The sequence below is a fragment of the Paenibacillus tabacirhizosphaerae genome (genome assembly GCF_040812395.1).
In the GTDB taxonomy this organism is placed as follows: Bacteria; Bacillota; Bacilli; order Paenibacillales; family NBRC-103111; genus Paenibacillus_E.
This window is the reverse complement of record NZ_JBFNXH010000009.1, coordinates 32662-53585: the sequence shown is the minus strand read 5'-3', so window position 1 is coordinate 53585 and position 20924 is coordinate 32662. Positions and strand designations below refer to the sequence as shown.

The 20924-nt window shown below is 49.6% G+C and carries 18 protein-coding genes and 1 pseudogene; 13 read left to right on the top strand and 6 right to left on the bottom strand.

Going from position 1 to position 20924, the window contains the following annotated elements; genetic code table 11:
- Window positions 1–6 precede the first annotated feature (6 nt).
- The 4 genes from ABRS97_RS16770 (at window position 7) to ABRS97_RS16755 (ending at window position 5944) form a co-directional block, all read left to right on the top strand.
- Window positions 7–1323, top strand: a complete 1317-nt coding sequence (locus ABRS97_RS16770; protein ID WP_367815757.1) for an efflux RND transporter periplasmic adaptor subunit — start codon at window positions 7–9, stop codon at window positions 1321–1323.
- A gap of 14 nt (window positions 1324–1337) precedes the next feature.
- Window positions 1338–2957: a DHA2 family efflux MFS transporter permease subunit gene (locus tag ABRS97_RS16765; protein WP_367815755.1), complete on the top strand. Its 1620-nt coding sequence runs from the start codon at window positions 1338–1340 to the stop codon at window positions 2955–2957.
- 30 nt (window positions 2958–2987) lie between these two features.
- Window positions 2988–4724, top strand: a complete 1737-nt coding sequence (locus ABRS97_RS16760) for a DUF4352 domain-containing protein (protein WP_367815753.1) — start codon at window positions 2988–2990, stop codon at window positions 4722–4724.
- A 194-nt stretch (window positions 4725–4918) separates the two neighbouring features.
- Window positions 4919–5944: an LLM class flavin-dependent oxidoreductase gene (locus tag ABRS97_RS16755; protein WP_367815751.1), complete on the top strand. Its 1026-nt coding sequence runs from the start codon at window positions 4919–4921 to the stop codon at window positions 5942–5944.
- Between the two features lie 42 nt (window positions 5945–5986).
- Here ABRS97_RS16755 and ABRS97_RS16750 read toward each other — a convergent pair whose 3' ends face one another.
- Window positions 5987–6292 (bottom strand): hypothetical protein, encoded by a 306-nt coding sequence (locus ABRS97_RS16750; protein WP_367815749.1) that lies wholly within the window; start codon window positions 6290–6292, stop codon window positions 5987–5989.
- Between the two features lie 88 nt (window positions 6293–6380).
- On the opposite strand from ABRS97_RS16750, the gene infC reads away from it, so the two are divergent.
- The 5 genes and pseudogenes from infC (at window position 6381) to ABRS97_RS16725 (ending at window position 10371) form a co-directional block, all read left to right on the top strand.
- Window positions 6381–6866 carry a translation initiation factor IF-3 gene (infC, locus tag ABRS97_RS16745; protein WP_367815747.1) on the top strand — a complete coding sequence of 162 codons (486 nt, stop codon included), beginning with the start codon at window positions 6381–6383 and terminating at the stop codon, window positions 6864–6866.
- Window positions 6867–7040: 174 nt separating this feature from the next.
- Window positions 7041–7409 carry a M48 family metalloprotease gene (locus tag ABRS97_RS16740; protein ID WP_367815745.1) on the top strand — a complete coding sequence of 123 codons (369 nt, stop codon included), beginning with the start codon at window positions 7041–7043 and terminating at the stop codon, window positions 7407–7409.
- A gap of 164 nt (window positions 7410–7573) precedes the next feature.
- Window positions 7574–7792: pseudogene (locus ABRS97_RS16735) on the top strand (MFS transporter); the annotation flags it as partial.
- A 487-nt stretch (window positions 7793–8279) separates the two neighbouring features.
- A complete protein-coding gene (locus ABRS97_RS16730) occupies window positions 8280–8828 on the top strand; it encodes a PadR family transcriptional regulator (protein ID WP_367815743.1) in 549 nt (182 codons plus the stop codon).
- On the top strand, window positions 8821–10371 hold the full coding sequence (locus ABRS97_RS16725; protein WP_367815741.1) for an MFS transporter: 1551 nt from the start codon (window positions 8821–8823) through the stop codon (window positions 10369–10371). The genes ABRS97_RS16730 and ABRS97_RS16725 overlap by 8 nt, the downstream gene beginning before the upstream one ends.
- A 52-nt stretch (window positions 10372–10423) precedes the next feature.
- Here the strand turns inward: ABRS97_RS16725 and ABRS97_RS16720 are convergent, their stop codons facing one another.
- Complete coding sequence (locus ABRS97_RS16720) at window positions 10424–11122, bottom strand: C39 family peptidase (protein ID WP_367815738.1); 699 nt, start codon at window positions 11120–11122, stop codon at window positions 10424–10426.
- 169 nt (window positions 11123–11291) lie between these two features.
- Here ABRS97_RS16720 and ABRS97_RS16715 point away from each other — a divergent pair, with 169 nt between their 5' ends.
- The 3 genes from ABRS97_RS16715 (at window position 11292) to ABRS97_RS16705 (ending at window position 14680) form a co-directional block, all read left to right on the top strand.
- On the top strand, window positions 11292–11804 hold the full coding sequence (locus ABRS97_RS16715; RefSeq protein ID WP_367815736.1) for a hypothetical protein: 513 nt from the start codon (window positions 11292–11294) through the stop codon (window positions 11802–11804).
- A 98-nt stretch (window positions 11805–11902) separates the two neighbouring features.
- Complete coding sequence (locus ABRS97_RS16710; RefSeq protein WP_367815734.1) at window positions 11903–13150, top strand: M48 family metallopeptidase; 1248 nt, start codon at window positions 11903–11905, stop codon at window positions 13148–13150.
- 324 nt (window positions 13151–13474) lie between these two features.
- The gene (locus tag ABRS97_RS16705; protein ID WP_367815732.1) at window positions 13475–14680 is read left to right on the top strand and encodes an MFS transporter; all 1206 of its coding nucleotides are present in this window, start codon (window positions 13475–13477) and stop codon (window positions 14678–14680) included.
- Here the strand turns inward: ABRS97_RS16705 and ABRS97_RS16700 are convergent.
- The 4 genes from ABRS97_RS16700 to ABRS97_RS16685 all read right to left on the bottom strand — a co-directional run bounded on the left by ABRS97_RS16700 (window position 14677) and on the right by ABRS97_RS16685 (window position 19610).
- A complete protein-coding gene (locus ABRS97_RS16700; RefSeq protein ID WP_367815730.1) occupies window positions 14677–15822 on the bottom strand; it encodes a conserved virulence factor C family protein in 1146 nt (381 codons plus the stop codon). The two genes, ABRS97_RS16705 and ABRS97_RS16700, sit on opposite strands and share 4 nt — an antisense overlap.
- A gap of 98 nt (window positions 15823–15920) precedes the next feature.
- Window positions 15921–16508, bottom strand: a complete 588-nt coding sequence (locus ABRS97_RS16695) for a guanylate kinase (protein WP_367815728.1) — start codon at window positions 16506–16508, stop codon at window positions 15921–15923.
- 250 nt (window positions 16509–16758) lie between these two features.
- On the bottom strand, window positions 16759–18765 hold the full coding sequence (locus ABRS97_RS16690) for a DEAD/DEAH box helicase (protein WP_367815726.1): 2007 nt from the start codon (window positions 18763–18765) through the stop codon (window positions 16759–16761).
- A 158-nt stretch (window positions 18766–18923) separates the two neighbouring features.
- Window positions 18924–19610, bottom strand: a complete 687-nt coding sequence (locus ABRS97_RS16685) for a YhcN/YlaJ family sporulation lipoprotein (RefSeq protein WP_367815724.1) — start codon at window positions 19608–19610, stop codon at window positions 18924–18926.
- A 280-nt stretch (window positions 19611–19890) separates the two neighbouring features.
- Here ABRS97_RS16685 and coxB point away from each other — a divergent pair, with 280 nt between their 5' ends.
- Window positions 19891–20907, top strand: coding sequence for a cytochrome c oxidase subunit II (gene coxB, locus ABRS97_RS16680; RefSeq protein ID WP_367815723.1), 1017 nt, complete (start codon window positions 19891–19893; stop codon window positions 20905–20907).
- The last annotated feature ends 17 nt before the right edge of the window (window positions 20908–20924 follow it).

The following is a 20924-nucleotide window of genomic DNA, read 5'->3' as shown; positions in this document are numbered from 1 at the left end:
AAACCCATGAAAAAACATCTTCATGTCGTACTATCTTTAAGTGTTCTGGCAGGTTCTATGATCATGGTGAGCGGCTGTGGAAGCGCGCCGACAAGCGCTGCGCAGTCACAGGCACCTGCAGTTAAGGTGATAACGCTCGGCAGCACAAGCGCCATAGGTGCGAGCGGGAAATTAGCAGCCGATCAAACGGTTCAAGTCGTATCCAAGATTGGCGGTAAAATTGCTTCGGTCAACGTGGAAGAAGGCGCGAAGGTGAAGAAAGGCGACGTGCTTCTGCAAATTGATACGGAAGATTTGGCGCAGCAGTTGGACCAGGCGCAAGCAGGGCTGACTGCATCGCAAGCGAAGCTGGCGGATACAGAAGCAGGCGCGCGCGGACAGGATCTGCAAGCGGCAGCGGCAGCCGTCGATCAAGCACGTGCGAGTGCGAACCAGGCAGCTGCGGGCGTAACGCAGGCGCAAGCGGCGTTGGAGCTTGTCACGAAGAGCTATAACCATGCGAAAAACTTTTTCGATCAAGGCGACGTGACGCAGGATGAACTGGATAAAGTCACTTTGGATTATACCAAAGCGCAGTCTGCTTACGATTCTGCTGTTTCTCAGCAGCAAGCTGCGAATGCACAGCAGTCCGCAGCCAGTGCGAAGCTAAGCTTGGCCAAAGAGGGCGCGACTGCGAATACCTTGGAGCAGTTGAAGGCAGATGTATCAGCGAAGCAAGCATCCTTGAATCTTGCGCAAAATGCGGTTAAAAACGCGGGAGTTATTGCCCCGATTGACGGTATCATTGTGAAGAAGAATGTGAATGCAGGGGAAATGGCGCAAGCGGGCGCTGCGCTGCTCACTGTTGTTAGCATGGACCAAGTAAAAGTCGAGGTTAGTGTGCCGGAAGATATGGTTGCCTCAATTAAGCAAGGAGCCAAAGCAACGGTTAGTGTGCCGAGCATACCTGGCAAAACGTTTGAAGGAACGATTACCTTCGTAAGTCCAGTATCGGATACGAATAACAATACGTTTCCTGTTAAGCTGACCGTTAGCAACACAGACGGAGCTCTTCATGCCGGCGCGGTTGCGAGCGTAGCCTTCGGAGGAAGCGGCGGAGAGAGCCGTCTAGAGATTCCGAAAGCGGCAGTTGTGCAAAAAGACGGCAAATCGACTGTTTACAAGCTCAGTGGAGATACGATTCACCCTGTAGAATTGCAAACCGAAGAGAAAAATGCAGATTGGCTCTATCTGAAAGGGCAGGCTGATCTGAAGCCAAATGATAAAATTGTTCTGAATCCGGGCGATAAGCTGACTGACGGCACTAAGGTTCATGCCGAATAAAGGGGGCAACAAGCATGTCAACAACTGCAGCAGCCAGCCCCGCTACTGAGCAGCAAGAGGAGAAAATTACCGGATACCAGTGGTTAGCGCTAATGGTGCTCATCCTGGGAACCTTCCTAGCCATTCTGGATAACAGCTTGATGAACGTAGCCATACCGAAGCTGATGGCCGTATTTGGCTCAACCTCAACAGAGATTGAGTGGGTGGTCACGGGCTACATGCTCGCTTCGGCGGTTGTTGTGCCAATGGGCGGATTTCTTTCCGATCGTTTCGGTTACAAAACAACCTTTCTTTCGACCGTCGTTGCCTTCGTGATCGGTTCGATCCTGTGCGGGATCGCTTGGAGCGATACGAGCCTCATCGTTTTCCGTATTATACAAGGGCTTGGCGGCGGCTTCATCATGCCGGTCGGCATGGCGATGTTGTATCAGATTATGCCCCGCAGCAAAATTCAAGTGGCGATGGGCATCTGGGGGATTTCCGCTATGGCGGCGCCTGCAATGGGACCTACGCTGAGCGGATACCTCGTCGACAACTTTAGTTGGCGCTATCTATTTTACATTAACGTTCCAATCGGTATCGTTGCGGTGGCACTTGGTTTTTTCATTTTGAAAGAAACGCCGAAACGAAAGGGACTCAAGTTTGATTATATCGGCAGTATCTTATGCATGATTGTATTTAGTACGCTGTTGTTAGCTTTAACGGACGGTCAATCCGACGGGTGGACCTCTCTCTATATCGTCAGTTTGTTCTTCATCTCGATCTCGAGTTTCATTCTGCTGATCTGGGTAGAGCTGGGCAAGGAAAATCCGATTATGGATTTCCGGTTGTTCAAAAATCCTGTTTTCAGCCTGAGCTTGGCGGCTTCCAGTTTCGTTATGATTTCGATGCAGGGCGGAATTTATATGATGCCGATCTTTTTGCAAAATGTGAGCGGACTGACGCCCATGCAGACAGGTCTCGTCATGATGCCGCAATCCATTGCGATGGCTTTCATGATGCCGGTCGCCGGTAAGCTGGTTACGAAGTATGGCGTCGTTCCTTTGGGCATCGTGGGCCTGGCCATTATTGGCTGCACGACGGTGGAACTGCATGTACTGTCCCAGCAAACGCCAACGCATTGGATCAGCGGGCTGCTCATTATTCGCGGTATCGGTATTGGCTTATGTATGATGCCGTTGACTTCAGCGGGGATGAACACACTGCCGAATCATTTGATAGGCAGGGCGTCGTCGGTTTCCAACGTTATCCGTAACGTTATGGCCTCGCTTGGTATTGCCATGTTGACCAGTATCATGAACAACAATTCCACGCAATACGGCGCGAGATTCAATGAGGGGATCTCTACGAATACGACGGTTTACGCGGATTTTCAAACCAATGTCGTACATCGTTACTTAGAGCTTGGTACGGATTCAAGTTCAGCGGCAAGCGGCGTCATCGGCGTCTTATATGGGTTGGTGCAGAAGGAAGCTCTGACCCGAGCTATTGCCGATACTTTGGTGGTTTCAGCGATTCCGGCATTCATTTCGATTGTTTTGGTTATTTTCATGATACAGAAAAAGAAACAGAAGGCAGCTGTGCAGGAGGGCGAAAGCTCCGATTCCCAGCACCATGTCATGATTGAAATGTAAGAGCGTATATAGCTTAGGAGGAACTCAACAATGAAGATGCAATTTAAACAAGTAGCGATGACGCTCGTGCTGTCATCTTCGCTGCTGATGTCGGGGCTTCCCGCATGGGCAGATGGAGCAGGCGTACCGGCAGCTGCGGCCGTTTATGACTTAAATGACAGCCTGCATGCGACTGTGGAAGGTATTTACAATGAGAAAACATCGAGCGGTGTTCGTCTCGGCGCCGTGATTCGATTGAAGAATACGAGCAGCCAGACGCTTCGTGTTCCTGATCATGAGCTTAGAGTAAAAACAACCGATGGCATTACCTACACGCTTCGAGCTAGCAGCAGCAATGCCCATGGGGTTCAGCCGGATTCTGAAGTCGAATTGACGTATATGAAGGTCATTAACCGTCAGACGGAAGTGAGCCTAAGCGATTTGACGCTGATTGACGTGAATTATAATGTGTATCCGAAGCTGGAGACAACCTTGTTCACAGCGCCAATCGGGGCAATTACGTGGAATGGAAGCCGTGCGGAATTGAAAGATGCTGCACTTCAAAAGAAGTGGGGAGAAGCCTTCACGATCCCAACCTTGGAATCGCCGCTCGCATACAAAACGGTAGATGTCAATAAAAGCAATACGAACGAAGGTGCGGCCTACGTTATAAAGCTGTTGGTGAGTAATCCGTCCGATCAGACGGAAATTGTACCTGCTATTGAACTGGATGGCAAAAACAAATCCAACGTGTATGCAGGCAAGCAAGTAGAGGCAGGTCCTGTGTCCCTGGAGCCAGGTGAAAGCAAATATATCCACTTCGCAATTCATGCGGAGATGGATACGATTCTTGAAAGTGTGAACGTGTTGACAACGGAAAGTTTCACGCAAACAGACGCTGCAGGCAGCGTGAAAACCTCCAATTTCGCGGTTGGCAAGCTGAATATTCAGCTTCCTGACACGAAGACAGCGGTGAATAGTTATCAGTTCGGGTCGCCGATTGCTTTTGAAAAATGGAATGACGTGATTAATCAAGATCTGAACGTATCGCTGAACGAACTGCATGTTGCTGATAACGAAGACCAAGGCAGCAAGGTAGCGTTTGCCAAGTTCAAGCTTACGAATAAAGGCTTAAGTCCAATTCCGGTGCCGGCGTTCCAAACCGAATTGTCGAGTCCTGCTGGCTACGATTATGCAGGTTCCAGACAAAACGACGTTCAGAAAACGATCGCGCCAGGAACATCGACGGTTGTCAGCTATGCCTTCGTTCTGCCTGTTTCGGAGACGAGCGCTGCCTTTACGATGAAGCTGCAAAATGCAGTTAGCGGTTCATCGAGCGACGACAAGGATCAAAGCTACAAATCGACGATAGCGTCTTATCAAGTAGCGGTGCAAGGCGAAGATGACAGACATAAAATTTCCCTGTATCCATACACTGTCAATATTAAGGATTATTTCCTGTCGCAAACAACCTCGCCAGGACAGACAATTGCCATTAACTATACGTACAAATTGCAGTTGTTCCTGGATCTCACACGTGATCCGCAGGTGCTTGTAGACAACAATTTCGCTAAGCTGAAATTCGAGCTTGTTGACGCTTCAGGAAGCATCATCGGCTTCAAATCGTTTCCTTTCACAGGCGCAGAACGCTTGGTGAACGGGAAGCAGACGCTAACTTTCAATAATCTGACAACCGATCAGATTCAAAACAATGTTACTGTCAAAGTATACGAGGCTATGACCACGCCAACAGGCGAAGTCGATCGTTTGATCGCGGAGCTGAAGTAACGGATTATGGGCTAACGGACAACAAACAGACGACAGCGATGATAGATAAGCCGCTGAAGTCCGGAAAGACCTCACTTATTCAAGCAACTCCGGACAATGCCGAAATCGGCTTGTCCTTTTTCTTTTTGCGGACGGGCGATGTATAATCAAGGCAATGATCATCGGCAGATAGATAGAAAGTAGGGATGAAGAACATGCTGAAGCTCAGTATTCTGGATCAGTCGCCGGTCTCGTCCGGGTTCACGCATAGTGAAGCGTTGCAGCAAACAATTACGCTGGCTCAGGCGGCAGACCGGCTAGGCTTCACCCGATTCTGGGTGTCGGAGCATCATAATTCCGCCGGTCTCGCCGGTTCCTCGCCTGAGGTGTTCCTCTCGACGCTCGCGGCTCGCACGAGCCGCATCCGGCTCGGCTCCGGCGGCGTCCTGCTGCCCCACTACAGCGCCTACAAGGTCGCTGAAAATTTCCGCATGCTCGAGGCGCTCTATCCCGGGCGCATCGACCTTGGCATCGGGCGTGCGCCGGGCGGTACGCCGCATACCGCCAAGGCGCTGCGGGGCGTCGGCGCCGATCTGTTCGAGGGACTTGAGCGGTTCCCGGCTCAAGTCGCGGATCTGCTCCGGTTCCTCACCGATTCGGTGGAACCGGGCCATGTGTTCGAGGGCATCCGCGCCACTCCGCTTGTGGAGCGGGTGCCCCAGGTGTGGCTGCTCGGCTCCACCGGGCAGAGCGGAGTGTATGCTTCGCAAGCGGGCGCGGCGTTCTGCTTCGCGCACTTCATCAATGGCGCAGGCGGCCAGCAAGCGGTGCGCAGCTACCGCAAGTCGTTCCGGCCGACGGAGCTTAACGTCGTCCCGCAGGCGACGGTTTGCATTTATGTGCTCTGCGCGGAGACGGATGAAGAGGCGGAGCGGTTGGCTGTTTCTGTGGATCTCCGGATTTTACAGGTGGAAAAAGGAGAGTTCGCGGGTGTGAAATCGCCTGATGAAGCGGAGGCGTATGTTTATTCGGAATGGGATCGCACACGGGTTCGCGATAATCGGTCACGGATGATCATCGGGGGTCCGCAGCGGGTTAAAGAACAGCTTCTCAGGCTCGCGGAAAGCTATGAGGTGGATGAAGTGATGGTGGTGTCCGGCGGCTATGACGTACAGACGAGATTGCGTACGTGCGAGCTTTTGGCCGAGACGTTTAAGCTGGGAAGAGAAAAGGGAGTCTGATGAGGGCTCCCAGTGGTCGGTCTGGTGTTTTGCATTTTGTGATCAGCCGTGCTTCGGGCGTTTGCTGATTTCTTCCGTTACGATGAAGGCAAGCTCTTCATTGCCGAACAGCGAAAGCACGCCAAGCAACGTGTCATCCAGGATTTCGCCTGCTTCTTCTTTAGGCACGGTCAACTCCAATGCTTGCTGCAGCGGAACATTGTCCGCTTGGTCGGGATAGGCTTCACGGTACAGCTCAGCGGGATTCAGATCGTGATTGATGCACCACTGCGCGAAAACGAGGATCATCATTTGTTCGTCACGCTGGTAGTTGCGAATGATTTCTTCTTCCATTTCTTTTTGGCTCATATGGATAGGAATCTCCTTAGTATTCAGGTTAGTAAAGTTAGGTTACTGGATTCATTATAGCGAACGCGAAAGATCAGGTGCAATCACAATGATTAAGAATGAGAAAATTAAAGCTTCCGAGGTGCATGTAACAGGATTAAACGAGGAAGACCTCGGAGTTGTTTCCACGGCAGAAGCGCTGGCTATGGCTAAGCGGCTTAAAGTAGACTTGGTCTGCACCTCCTTGATGAGCAGTCCGCCGCCATGCAAGCTGATTGGTGCGGGTCAAGCGAAGCAGGAGGTGCTGCAGGAGAAGCACCAGGCCCGCAAACAGGGGCAGGCGCCGAAGGTCAAGGAGATCAGGCTGACGCCGCAGATTGAGGATCATGATCTGGAGACGAAGCGGAGTCAGGCTGAGCGTATCCTGCAGAGCGGCGACGCCGTGCTGCTGGTCGTGAAAATCAGCGGCAAAGAGGGTGCGAAAGCGAAGGAGCTGCTGGAGACGCTGCTTCGCGATTTAAGTCCGCTGGGGCAGAAGCGGACAGGCATCCAGCTTAGCGGCAAGCAAGCCGCCGTTCAGCTGGATCCTCTTTAACAAAAATGGATCGCACCGACAAAGGCGCGGACCTGAGGCAGAGCCTGTGTCTCAGGTTTTTTCTTATGTCAGTTGCTTGGCGTATAGTCTTCAACAACGGTAATCGCCTGTGATCCCATCGACTCCCATGTGTTTTCGAAGTCCGAGAGACTGTAGGCGCAGCCTCAAGAGATTTTGACGGTGATGGCCCATGAAATGGGACACGATGTCGAGAAGCATATTTATTGGGGAATTGCTTACGGGATCGCACTTAGTTTTATCGGATTTTGGCTTGCCTTTCACGCTTATCGCTTCTTCATTCGACGGTGGGGACCGTGCCTGGGCATCCGGGGGGAAAATGATTTGGCTGCGCTGCCGGTGCTGCTGCTCATCGCGACAATCATAAGCTTCGCTTCGGCTCCCGCACAAAATGCTTTCTCAAGAGTCATCGAGCACCGGGCTGACGTGTATGCGATGCAATTGACTGGGAATGGCACTTCAGCCATTCATGCTTTTGAGAACGAATCCAATACTTTAAGGGGTTCTCACATTGACGTTGTGTAAAGCACGAATCTTATCCAATCTAACCGTTGAATAAGATTCGTGCTTTTTTGTCGCAGCTTAAGGAAAATATTTGGAACGGAAAGATATTGACTATTATATAGATAATAATTTAATATATCTATATATTTATAAACATAATAAATATTTATCTATTTATTGTGACGATTCGCTTATTGAATAATCGCTATGTTCGAACAATTATTTTATCCGGGGTGTTTTTACAGCTCGGGATCTGGGTAAGAAAATTTGCGATTCTATTAAATGTTACGGATTTGATTAGCAACGATTCGCAGTATGTATCGCTCATTTCTGTTGCGGAATTTGCGCCTATCTTTGTTTTTGCCATTATTGGAGGAACGTTCGCAGATCGATGGCAGCCGGAGAGTGGAGAGTGCTTGGGCCTAGCATCATAGCATCATCAGGGAATTAAGTTGTTTGATGCTGAGGCTGAGCAAAGCCGGAAGGCAGCTCTCCATGCTGGACGAGCGGAACGTGAGTGCGTTATGGTTCGACAATTGAGCTTACGGCATGCTTTCGCGGAACGTGAGTACGCTATTCGTGAGAAATGAGTAAAGAAAAGCTCGCAAATGCCTGTATAGCGCATCGTAGTTCCCCTGAGGGGGTAAATCTGGCGCCATCCGTAGGTATAGCGAACCGTAGTTCCGCAAGCTGAGTCGATAACACTGTTTCTCCTAGGAAAGATTGGCGTACGTCCCAATTAAGGGCCTCCTCTTTACGCTGTTAGCCGTAGTTAGAAACTCTATATATCAAATTAATATATAACGATTATATATATATTGACTCGATATATGTTTTCTGTTAAATTATGTATAACAGAAGTAAAAAATTGGAGATCAGGAGGCATGCAGCATGACCAGTCAGGATGTTATTTTAGGCATATTAATGAAAAAAAGCCATTCCGGGTATGACATCAAGATTGTGCTGGAGTCGGTATTCTCTTATTTTTATAATGCCAGCTTCGGCACAATCTATCCGACACTGAGCAAGATGGAAAAGGAAGGCTTAATTACGAAGGAGAGTGTTCTGCAAGAGGGGCGGCCGAATAAGAATGTATACTCGATCACGGATGAAGGCCGCAACCACTTCAAAGGGTATATGCATAGTCCGATTCAGCCGAATGAATTCAAGTCCGATGCGATGATCCGGTTATATTTCGGGGAGTTTGTTGAACCAGAGGCTACCATAAAAACATTGGAGTTTGGCATAGAAAAGACGCAAAGGGCTTTGGCCGAACTAAAACACATGTATGAGTCTTGTAAAGCGAACATCTCTCCCACGCAAGAAATCTGCATTCTCATAGGCATCGAAAATAATGAAAGTGCACTCCGAACGCTAGGAAGAGGTTTGGAGAGGCTAACCAATTTAAAATCAGGAAAAGAGGTAAGAGAACGTGAATAACAAAAGAGCCGGATTCATCATTTTGGCTATGGCGCTGGGGCTGCTGATGTCTGCACTAGATAATACGATTACATCTGCCGCCATCAGCCACATCATTGGGGACATTAATGGATTCGACAAGATTAGTTGGGTATTTACAGCCTATATGCTCGCTTCAACGAGTACGATGCTTGTATTCGGCAAGTTGTCGGATATGTTTGGAAGAAAGCTGTTTTACCTCATCGGTATTTTTATTTTCTTGGTCGGCTCGGCACTTTGCGGGACTGCACAGGATATCACGCAGCTCATTGTGTATCGTGCAATTCAAGGAATAGGCTCTGGCGCTATATTTCCAATCAGCTTTACCATTATTTTTACGATTTTTGCCGATCCTAAGCAGGCGGCTAAGCTGTCAGGCGTATTCGCTGCCATATTCGGGCTATCGTCTGTGGCGGGCCCGCAAATCGGGACTTTTCTGGCCGAAAACTGGGGATGGCGCTGGTGCTTCTATGTGAACTTGCCGTTAGGCTTGCTTTCGTTCCTTGTTCTTCTTATTGCCTTGAAGGAATCCCGTTCTGACCGTCGTCCGAAAATTGATTATTTGGGTACGCTGCTCCTCATTATAACGACTGTTTCCCTGATGCTTGCTTTGGAGTGGGGCGGCAAAGAATTTCCATGGGCATCCTGGCAAATCATTGGCCTGCTGGCTGTAGCTGTTGTAGTCGGCATTCTCTTCGTCGCCGTTGAGCGCAAAGCGCAAGAGCCGATGCTGCCGCTTCCTTTGTTCAAAAACCGTATGGTAGTCGGCATGGTTTTGGCCTGCTTGTGTCAAGGGGCGATCATGTTTTCGGCTATCGCATACCTGCCTATTTTCTCTACGGCTGTGCTGGGGCAGGCGAATTCGAACGGCCTGTTGACGCCGATGATGTTTTCTCTCATGGTCGGAGCCGTCACATCCGGTTTCTTCCTGCGCTTTTTCAGCTTCCGTGCCGTTATCGCTTTCAGCATGGCGGCGGGTATCGTAGTTGGCTATCTGTTAAGTATTGTCAGTCATGACGCGAGTAAATGGTATATGATTTTGCTCATGGTCATACTCGGGGTAGGGGCAATCGGTCCTTTAATGGGCGTCGCGCAAAATGCCGTTGCACTTAGCGTGGATCGCAAGTATATCGGGGTTAGTTCATCTATCGTAGGCTTCTGGCGTAATATTGGCGGGGTACTTGGGGCTTCGATTATGGCGACCATTGTAAATAATAATTATCAGAGTTTGATTAAAGCGGGCGCGGAAGCTCATCATATGCCGCTTGATCAATTAGCGACTCTGGCGAATCCGGAGCAATTGATCCGTGCCGGTGCAACATTGCCGCAGGAAACGATGAGTTTGATTCGCGATTCGCTCGGAACGGCCATTAATCATGGCTTCATTCTAAGTATCGTGTTCGGTGCAGTCGGTCTTATCGCTGCCATCATAGCGGGTCCGCTCCGTTTCACGATGCCAACTTCTGCACCGCCAACGGCAACTGCGCAGACTCAGGAAGAGAGCACCGCGCCGCATACGGCATAAGCTAGTCACGACAAAGACCTCCTAACTACAGCGTTGGGAGGTCTTTGTTATCTCAGCTGCTTGGCGTATAGTCTTCAACAACCGTAATCGCCTGTGATCCCATCGACTCCCATACGGATTCGAAGTCCGAGAGACTGTAGGCTTCCTGTGCGCCTGTCATTGGGTCGTTCATATAGGCATAATCAGCGTCCCAGCCTGTCAGGAGCAGCGCATGTTCGGGATCATACCAGTCGATGATATGCTCGTTCTCATCCTGCCACTCGTCCTCAAAAATAGGCGTGTCCATGTGTTCAGTGGCCCAAACCATAACAGGCCTTCCCGATTTCACCGTTTCAAGGAGATCATTGAACGAGGAACCCGTAAGGTCTTTGATTCGCCCGGGCAGATAGCGATCCATCAGCGCAGCTACCGGTTTATGGTAAATACCGTATCCCATACCGAACGGATCGCCTACGAAAACATCCTCGGGATTGCTGCCTATCCATGCACCATCATCGTTTACATGGGGCAGGTCTCCTTTGGGAAGCTCTTCCGCAACTTCCTCTTTAGTTACAGCGATTCCTGCCCAGTTGAGAAGCATCGTCGCAGCAACTGCTTCGCATCCGTTCGGGAGGTTCGGAAGCTGGGAAAGGGCGGCAACATCAGGAATATGATAGCTACGAGTATCGTCGTCAGAATATGAAGCTTGCGGCATGGCCAGCATACCTATCATGCAGACAAATACGAGGAGGGGAGCATGTTTCCATTTCATAGAGCTAAGCCCCTTTCCAATAAAATACAATATTCATAGGATACCCGCTTTACATGAATTCAATATAGTTTAATTACTACCACGATGCGAGGATAAAAGCAATTCTGGCAGCTTCAATAGGGTAGAATAGATAACAGATTGGTTAGATGGGAATGAAGGAGAAGAAACTATGTTTGAAGATATTCGTCGAGTAACAGCAGCTTTGGATCGAGCGGGAATTCCTTACGCGATAGGAGGAAGCGGGCTGCATGTCAGTTTGGGACTTATCGAAACGATGAACGATTGGGATGTGACTACCGATGTCCCACTCGAACAGCTTATGAACAGCTTGCCGCTGGAAGAAGTCCGGCTCCAGCATAGCGGGGATTACCCTTTTGCCAGTGACTATCGTGTTCGTGTACGGACAGAAGGAAGGCCTATCGAAATTATTGGAAGCTTCAAGCTTCATATGGAGGATGGCCTCGTGCATTTACCTAGCATCTGTGCTTCTCATTGGGAAGGGCTGGCAATGGGCAGTCCGGAAGTTTGGGCAGTCGCCTATGAGTTGATGAATCGGCGGGCCAAAGCGGATCTGCTCTGGTCGCACTTGCTTGCAAACGGAGGAAATCCAGAAACAATTCGCCAATTGGCGGGGGAACCGCTGCCAGCCGCGATAAAGGCTAGGCTCATGGAACTGATTTAGCTCGATTCAACCTGATACGATTAAGAATGAATGCATAGTTTGGCGTAATTAGGCATACATATGAGTTTGTCCAAAGCACACCGGATAGGAGGTAGCCTATGAAACGATTGTATGTCACGCTTTTTTTTCTATTTGGCTTGTACGTGATCGCAATGAGTGTGTATTTGCTCAAAGGGAACTTGTTTCAAATCCCTAGTGCTCTCAGTGGTACAGTCGCAGACCCGCATACATTCATGACGTTACAGGAGATTGCGAAGTCAGAATCGTTGTCACGCATACATTCGCTGGCTTTTTTCGTTACTTCACCGCTGCAAATGGGATTGTTGCTTGTACTGCTGGGCGTTGCTGTCAAGTTTCGCAGCGCTGCGGAGAAGTGGCTTCAACGACCTTTCTTTCAAATGATGCTGTTTGTGCTGTTATTCATGCTGCTCATGGACGTGCTGTTTCTGCCTATCGATTATGCGTTGTTTCGGGTCGATCATGCTTATGGGATATCTAACGAAACGATGGCGATGTTCTGGGGCGACCACGCCAAAGATTTTCTTGTCAACGGCTTCGGAACCATCATCCTGGTATGGATATTCAGATGGATGATGAGACGCAGTCCCGGAAGGTGGTGGCTGTGGTTCTGGATAGCTTCGATCCCGCTTATTTTGTTCGTGACGTTCATTCAACCGGTGGTGCTTGACCCCATTTATAATGACTTCCAACCTCTTCAGAATCAAGAGCTCAAGAAAGAGATTTTATCGCTTGCGGCACAGTCGCACATCCCAACTGATCAGGTCTATGAGGTCAACATGTCAGAGCGCACGAATGCGATTAACGCTTATGTGAACGGGATTGGCGGCAATGCGCGGATTGTGCTTTGGGACACGATTCTAAACAAGCTGCAGCCTCAAGAGATTTTGACGGTGATGGCTCATGAAATGGGACACTATGTCGAGAAGCATATTTATTGGGGAATTGCTTACGGGATCGCGCTTAGCTTTATCGGATTTTGGCTTGCCTTTCACGCTTATCGCTTCTTCATTCGACGATGGGGATCGCGGTTGGGCATCCGCGGGGAAAATGATTTGGCTGCACTGCCGGTGCTGCTGCTCATCGCGACAATCATAAGTTTCGCTTCGGCTCCCGCGCAAAATGCTTTCTCAAGAGTCATCGAGCACCGGGCTGACGTGTACGCGATGCAATTGACCGGGGATGGCACTTCAGCCATTCATGCTTTTCAGAAAATCGCGAAAGAAAACTTGAGTCCAGTCACACAGCCGAAGTTGATTCAGTGGTTCCGCGGCTCGCATCCGACGATCTTGGAACGAATCCAATACTTTGAAGGGTTTTCACATTGACGTTAGATAGAACGATCCCGCTAAGATAGGGAATAGTAGTAAAGTTGAAAGTCGACCGGAAATCCGGAGATGTGCCCAATTCAGGAGAAAGTGAAGAGAGCTTAAAGTGGTGGCTGCGGTTTGGAAGGAGTCAAATAGAATTGTGTAAAAGCATGAATCTTATCCAGTCTATAGATTGGGGATTCGTGCTTTTTTGTTGCAGCCTAAGGAAGATGTTCAAATAGAAATACATTGACAATTTTGTAGATAATATTTTATTATATCTATGTATTTATAAACAAAATAAATATTTGTCTATTTATAATTGAAAGGAGTACGAGTCGTTTGTTGAGTAATCGCTATGTTCGAACAATTATTTTATCCGGGGTGTTTTTACAGCTCGGGATCTGGGTAAGAAAATTTGCGATTCTATTAAATGTTACGGATTTGATTAGCAACGATTCGCAGTATGTATCGCTCATTTCTGTTGCGGAATTTGCGCCTATCTTTGTTTTTGCCATTATTGGAGGAACGTTCGCAGATCGATGGCGGCCGAAGCGAACGATGGTAGGGTGCGACCTGTTGTCGGCTTTATCCGTATTTATTGTTCTTTTTGCCCTTATTTCAGGGTCCTGGTACTCCCTGTTATTTGGGACTTTTGTTTCCGCTGTTTTATCGCAGTTTTCCCAGCCTTCTGCGATGAAACTCTACAAGCAGCATGTACCCGAGGCGCAGATTCAAGGAGTTATGGCGATGCATCAGACACTGATGGCTGTCTTTATGGTTATCGGGCCGATCATCGGGACCTTCGTTTATCAGCAGTATGGCATTGAAGTTTCTCTTATCGTAACAGGCGTGATGTTTGTAATTTCCGGGCTTATATTGTCGCTGCTTCCGCGCGATTTAGAAAAAATAAAAGCCACGGAATCCCGTGACTTTAAAAAAGAGTTGGCGGATGGTCTTCGTTATGTAAGAGCTAACCGAGCTTTGCGAACACTTGGCGCCGCCTTCGCCGCCTCTGGGCTTGCTGCAGGTTTGGTCCAGCCCTTAGCTTTGTTCATAACCATTGAGAATTTGGGGCAGGACAAACTATTTCTGCAATGGCTCCTGATGGCTGGCGGCGCCGCTATGTTTGTAGGCGGAGGGGTAGTTATGGGAATGGCTAAGAAGGTGAAACCTCAAACCTTGCTTGCGTTGGGCCTGGCTGTTAACAGCTTGTGTACGGTCGGGATCGGTTGGTCCACGGGGATCACGCTGACGTTTATTTACCAAATTGTGGGTGGATTCTTCTATCCTTGCATTCACATCGGTATTCAAACCCTTATTATGAGAAATACGGAAGGTGCGTTTGTAGGCCGGGTTGGCGGCACGATTACGCCGATATTTATGGGCATGATGGTGATTGGAATGTCCTTGTCAGGCTATTTAAAAGATGCGCTAACGCTCTTTGCTGTATATGCTGTAAGCGGAAGTTTGCTCTTAATTGGTGCGCTGCTCTTAATTCCGCTCTTCCAGAAGAATCCCAAAGTCGAAATTAGCTCATCGCATTAATCGTTCCGGCGCGTCATTTGCTGCCAGACCGAACCTTCTGCGGCATGACCGCCTTCAATTCGCTCAAGCGCGATTTTTACCTGCATGCGGACTTCAAACTCAGGATCATCGACGGCTTCACGCAGCTCGCCAATTACGGAGTCGTCGCCAACCTCGTACAAAAAGCGGGCCGCCCGCCACCGAACGAGCTTATTGCGGTCTTTCAGCGCTTTCGCCATGGCGGGCATGGCGGCAGGATCGCCGATATCGGACAGCGTATCGCCAGCTGTCCGGCGAACGGAAGGCGTATCGTCCTCTAAGGCGCGATACAAGTAAGGCAGTACCTCGGGTTCCTTGATGTCCCCGAGGTACACCGTGGCGAGTCGCCGAATCGACGTATTCTCGTCCTGCAGCGCATGGACGAGAAGGGAGAGCGTCGCAAGCGACGGCTGGATCTTCTGAAGCGCGGCGTAGCGCAGCTTCCAGTCGCTGTGGCGCAGCTGCTCCGCGGTTGCGTCAGTGTCGATGGCCCCTGCGGGTTCCTCCGCGGGGGCTCCTTCTTTTGTCTCCTGCATCGCGAGGGAGACCAAGCTTTCGACGCGGGCGTCGTCGTAAGAAGCGTCCAGCTCCTGGACGACTTCGCCCGCGATGTCTTTCAGCTCGCCGTAGCGCACGCCGAGCTCTTCGAGCTTCCGCTCCTTGATCAGGTTCGGCGATGCCGTACCTGCGCGGACTGCGGCCCCAGTGAAGCGCTCGGGCATACCGACGCGCACTTCTTCTGCGCCAGCGCGCACCCGAACCTGGAGCGGGATGCCGCGGAACATCTGCACGAGCACCTGCGCTTCGCCGAATGACGTCTCGGCGGCGGCTTGCTCCGGCAATAGGCTCGCGTCCGCTGAGGCTTGGGCTTCGCCGAAGATCTCGCGGGCTTTGGCGAGTATAAATTGCCAGTCGCCCTTCGGGTTGCGGTCTACCGCAACGAAGTCCGCGGTATGAAAGATGCTGGTTACTCCTTGCACGCCGAAAAGCTCGCGAATGGCTGCCGGCGCTTCGGCTTGGTTTGCCTTCGTATAGGTCATTCGCACGCCGTTAGGGAGGGATTCGTCCATGTTAAGCTTCATGGAATTAGGGCTGGGCGTGGGTTCTATCGATATAATTTTCATCTTGATAAACATCTCCTTTTTTTAAGGCGAGAGGGGAATATACGTGAAAAGACCCGGACGCTGCTGCGTCCAGGCCTGATAAAGGCAGTTACTGCCGCTTAATCCAGATCTAATAAATTGCGGTTCAAGTATTGATCTAATGTTTTGGTCAGATCGAATACGGTGTGAGCCAAATCTACATTTTCAAAAACATGCTCACATTGATCGCGGTATGCGATCTCGTCTTCATAATAAGAAAGGTATTTGGCAATGATCTCTTCGGAATCTCCGCTTTCCCGCATTCTTTGCGCGAGTGTGTCTGGCTCGGCGTAGATAAAAATTTGCACAGCGTGATTGCCATATAGCTTCTTGAGCGTCTGGGCACCAAAACGGTTCAAAATCAAATAGATGCTTCCGCTTTGCTTAAACATATGCTCGATATCGGCGCTCTTAATGCCGTACAAATGATCATTCACCGTGCTAACTTCGATAAACTCGTTAGCTGCTTGCGCAGCAACAAATTCAGCAGGGGAGATAAAGTGATAATCTTGGCCGTCCACTTCAGTCGCTCTTGGAGGTCTTGTTGTGTACGAGATTACCTGTTTCATGCCTAGCGTAGAACCTGACATTTCAGCTACTGTTTTACGACCTGCTCCGTGAGGGCCCGTAAATACAAAAATCATTTCTCTTTCCTTTAATGCGTACATGGAACATACCTCCTTATTTTGTGAATAGTGGGGGGTAAATCCTACGTGCGAGCCTCCGGTATGAAACGATTCTTGTGTAAGTAGGATCACTTCCAGATTTTGTTGCAGCTCTCTTATAAATAGAAGAAAGACAATTGCATCTGTTCGAAAATGGATCGAAACCGATGCATGGACTCGCGGGAAGTGGGTACTTATATTTTACAACTTTCGCGAACAGTGGTAAAGCTTTGCTATGAAAACGCTATTTCAATTAGCGTTTCCCTCCGCGTCCGCCACGAGGAGCGCTGCCCTTGGATCCGCGCGAGCCACCGGCCTGGCCGCCGCCGCGCGGTCCTCCAGCTCTGTCTCCGCGAGGCGCACCGCCGCGAGCGCCGCGCTCTGGGCTGGCCGCGCCACTGCGCCCCCAAGCTTGCCCGCTGCGCTCAGCGCCTGCTTGCCTGCCGCGAGGCGCTTCAGCTCTGTCTCCGCGAGGCGCACCGCCGCGAGCACCGCGCTCTGGGCTAGTCGCGCCACTGCGGCCCCAAGCTGGTGCGCCGCGTTCAGCGCTTGCCTGCCCGCCGCGAGGCGCGCCTGCTCTGCTCCCGCGAGCACCGCCGCGTTCGGAGCTGGCTGCGGCTGCGTCGCTGCGTTCGACGCCGGCATATTTATTGTATGGCGAGTATTTCTTATCGCCGCTAGGTGCAGTCCTTTTCGCGCCGCGGGCAGTGCCTTCACTACGTCCGGCAGTGCGAGGGCCGCGTTCAGCAGCATCATCACGTCCCCAAGATTTGGTGACGCGTGCTCTAGCCGCACTCATGTTCTCGCTGCGGCCTTCAGGATTCCTTGAACCGCCAGCTCTTGTGCCGCGTTCTGATTCGTCGCCGCGTCCCCAAGTTTGTGGGCTGCGTTCGGAGTTAACAGGCGCGTTGCGCGAGTTTGTTCTTTCGCCGCGGGAGGCGCCGCTTTTTGTTCCGCCGTACTGAACGCTTGCCCGATCTCCGCGTTTCGCACCGCCGCGCGCTCCGGCTTTTTCGCCGCCGCGTCCACGCTGATCGGATGCGTTTCTGCCTGCTCCGCGTCCGCCGCGAGCCTGGCCCCCGCGCTCCTTGCGAGCTGAGCCTCTGCCTTCGCTTACATAATCTTCTTCAGATGCCGCGCGTACCCGGCGTGGTTGATCCGGACGGCGAAGCGACATTTTGATGCCTTTCTCAATAAGCTCAATATGAAACATATCGCGCTGCGTAGCGAAGGTTACAGCAACACCGGTCTGCCCGGCGCGGCCTGTTCTTCCGATCCGATGAATATAGCTTTCTGCATCTTGGGGAACATCGTAATTAAATACGTGGGTTACCCCTTCAACGTCCAGACCGCGGGCTGCAATATCCGTGGCAACGAGCAGCTCGATTCTGCCATCTCTGAATCGCTTCATGACTTGTTCCCGTTTGGCTTGAGATAAATCACCGTGCAGCTCATCAGACATTAAGCCTATTTCTTGCAGAGCTTCATTAAGCGCTATGGCTCTTGCCTTCGTGCGGCAGAAAATCATAGCCAAATACGGCTTATATTGTTTAATAGCTTCAAGCAACGCATCTTGCTTCGTACGATCCGTCGTTTGAATAAGCACTTGTTCGATTTCAGTTAAGGTAATTTGTTTGCTTTGGATATGAATTTCTTTGGCTTCCTTCATATAAGCTTTGGATAAACTGCGCACTTGCTCCGGCATCGTCGCCGAGAAGAGCAGCGTTTGGCGATACGGGGATGTTTGCGCAATGATATCCTTCACTTCGTGCAGAAAACCCATATGGAGCATTTGGTCCGCTTCATCTAATACAAGAATCTTCAATTTATAGAAATTAATCGATCCACGGCGAAGATGATCAAGAAGCCTTCCAGGTGTTCCTACTACTATATGTATGTTGCCTTGCAGTTTTCTAAGCTGCTTTTCAACATCTTGACCGCCATAAGCCGCTAGAACTTTAGCTCCCGTTACAGGAGCAAGGTTCTTTAGCTCGCTGCTGATTTGAATTGCCAGCTCTCGCGTAGGCGTCAATATCAGTGCCTGCACGTCCGGGCTTTCAATGTCGATCATTTCAAGCATAGGAAGCACGAAGGCAAGTGTTTTGCCTGTTCCTGTTTGCGCTTGAGCGATCACATCCGTTCCTGTTAATAAAACAGGAATGGCCTGACGCTGAATCGGGGTCGGTTCGACGACACCGTCAGCTTGTAATATTTCAACGAGACTTTCTCTGATTCCTAATGAGGCGAATCCATTTGACATGGTTGATTAGCCAGCTCCCTTTTTCCCTCTTATATAAAGACGATCCCCTCATTGTACAGGAATGCCCGGCAAATGAAAACAGGAGCTGACCACAACCTGTAAATTGATGTTCTATTATTATAGAAGAAAGACTGCGTTAGAAGACGAATTTTAATCTCTTAATTCCCCGGCAGCACTTGAGCTGTCCCGAAAACCTTCTCCACAGTCTGGTTAAATTCCGTCAGATGCGGCATCAATGATTGGCCTTTCCAGCTTTCTTGCGCGTAGTTATTCATTTTATTCAAGAAATCCCGGTTGGCGGAGATATATACATCCATGAGGTTGGGCTGCAATTTGCGAATTTTTTCGGCAATCGTCTGTTTAAAGCGATGCGACAGCAAGTCATGATGAACTGCGGTCTCATAACTATTTACGCCAGTATTGAGGTCATTCGATGGTATCGTATCGTTGGAAGGCGCATTGTCATTGTAAAAGCCTTTGGCTGTCCCTTGATTATTGGTCTCTTTGGTTGTGCCTTTGGTTCCTGTAGCGCTGCTGTCAATCATGAAAGCCACATAGGCATTTTGATCCGTTGTCATTACGATCGCTGTGTTAACGCCATTGAGCGCATTAAGCTGATTGGAGAGAAATTGGCTGTATTCCAGCTTTTTATTGTTGTGAGTGACAGGGCCGTACAGCTGCTGCGTTTGATAAGCTCTCTCTGTTTCTGTCGAATTTTCTGCTGGGGAGCCGAAGTTGGTCGTATCGGGACTTTTTCCGTATTGCCTTCCTTTCTCCGAACAACCCGTTACGAGTAAAGCGAGGAATACCATTCCACAGATCGGAAAACCTAACTTCCTGAGCATTGCGATCAGACCTCCCAATTACGATGTAATGTCTTTTAGGATGGAATGTTTCTGACCTTTTATTCGTGAGCTCAAATATACGTTTTTATGCATAAAGAGGAGGGGGTATGGAAATAACCATGGAGGGAAAATATAAGGCTACAAAGCGTTTTAAGAACAATTTGTGAACTTCTCTCCAGCGATTGACAAAAACTTTTCACGAATTTATAGTTAATAAAGTGAATTGACACGTGCACGGCCTTCGTGGTAAAAATATTGGTTTAAAAGTGGGGTTGATACAATGAGTCGATTGAAAAAGTTATGGCGTTTAATACCCCTTTTCGCGGTGTTGACGTTCTTGCTAACCGGGTGTGGAGACCCAACCCTGTCTGCCTTAAAGCCGAAAGGTCCAGTCGCAGATGAACAGCTTTTCTTGATGAAATTGAGTCTCTTTATCATGATTTTTGTCGTAATTGTCGTATTTGGTATTTATTTTTACGTGCTTGTCCGCTATCGCAAACGTAAAGGCGATGACAGCATACCTAAACAAGTTGAAGGTAACCACGTGCTTGAGATTGTCTGGACAGTAGTCCCGATTCTTCTTTTGCTGGTGCTTGCGGTGCCGACAGTATCGTATACGTTTAAGCATTCGACTAACTACAATAAGGACAAGGATGCCGTCCATGTCAAAGTAACTGCGCATCAGTTCTGGTGGCAGTTTGAATATCCGGATCTTGGCATCGCAACAGCTCAAGAGCTGGTTGTGCCTAAGGATAAAATTATTGCATTCGAACTTGTATCTGCTGACGTCAGTCATGCATTCTGGGTACCATCTCTAGGTGGTAAAGTTGATACAAACCCAGGCATTTCAAATACGCTTTACTTGCAAGCAAGTGAAATCGCTACCTTCCAAGGCAGATGTACGGAGCTATGCGGAGCTTCGCATGCCTTGATGAACTTCACAGTAGCATCTAAGAGCGAAGCTGATTTTAACGCTTGGGTAACGAAAATGAAAACCCCTGCGACAGTGCCTGCCACTGCACAAAAAGGCGAAGAGCTCTTCAAAGAAAATTGCATGACTTGTCACGCGGTGAATGCGAACGGTCCTGGTGTTGCTCCGAATCTCAAAGGCTTCGCGGATCGCGATACGCTGGCTGGTGTTCTGGAACACACTCCTGAGAAAATGGAATTGTGGATACATAATCCGCAAGAACAAAAACCGGGCAACAAAATGCCGGCTTTCGGTAAAGAAGCGGGCGGCAAATTGGATGATGCCCAAATCAAAGACATTGTTAACTACTTACAGACTTTGAAATAAACTTCTCGGGATAAAGG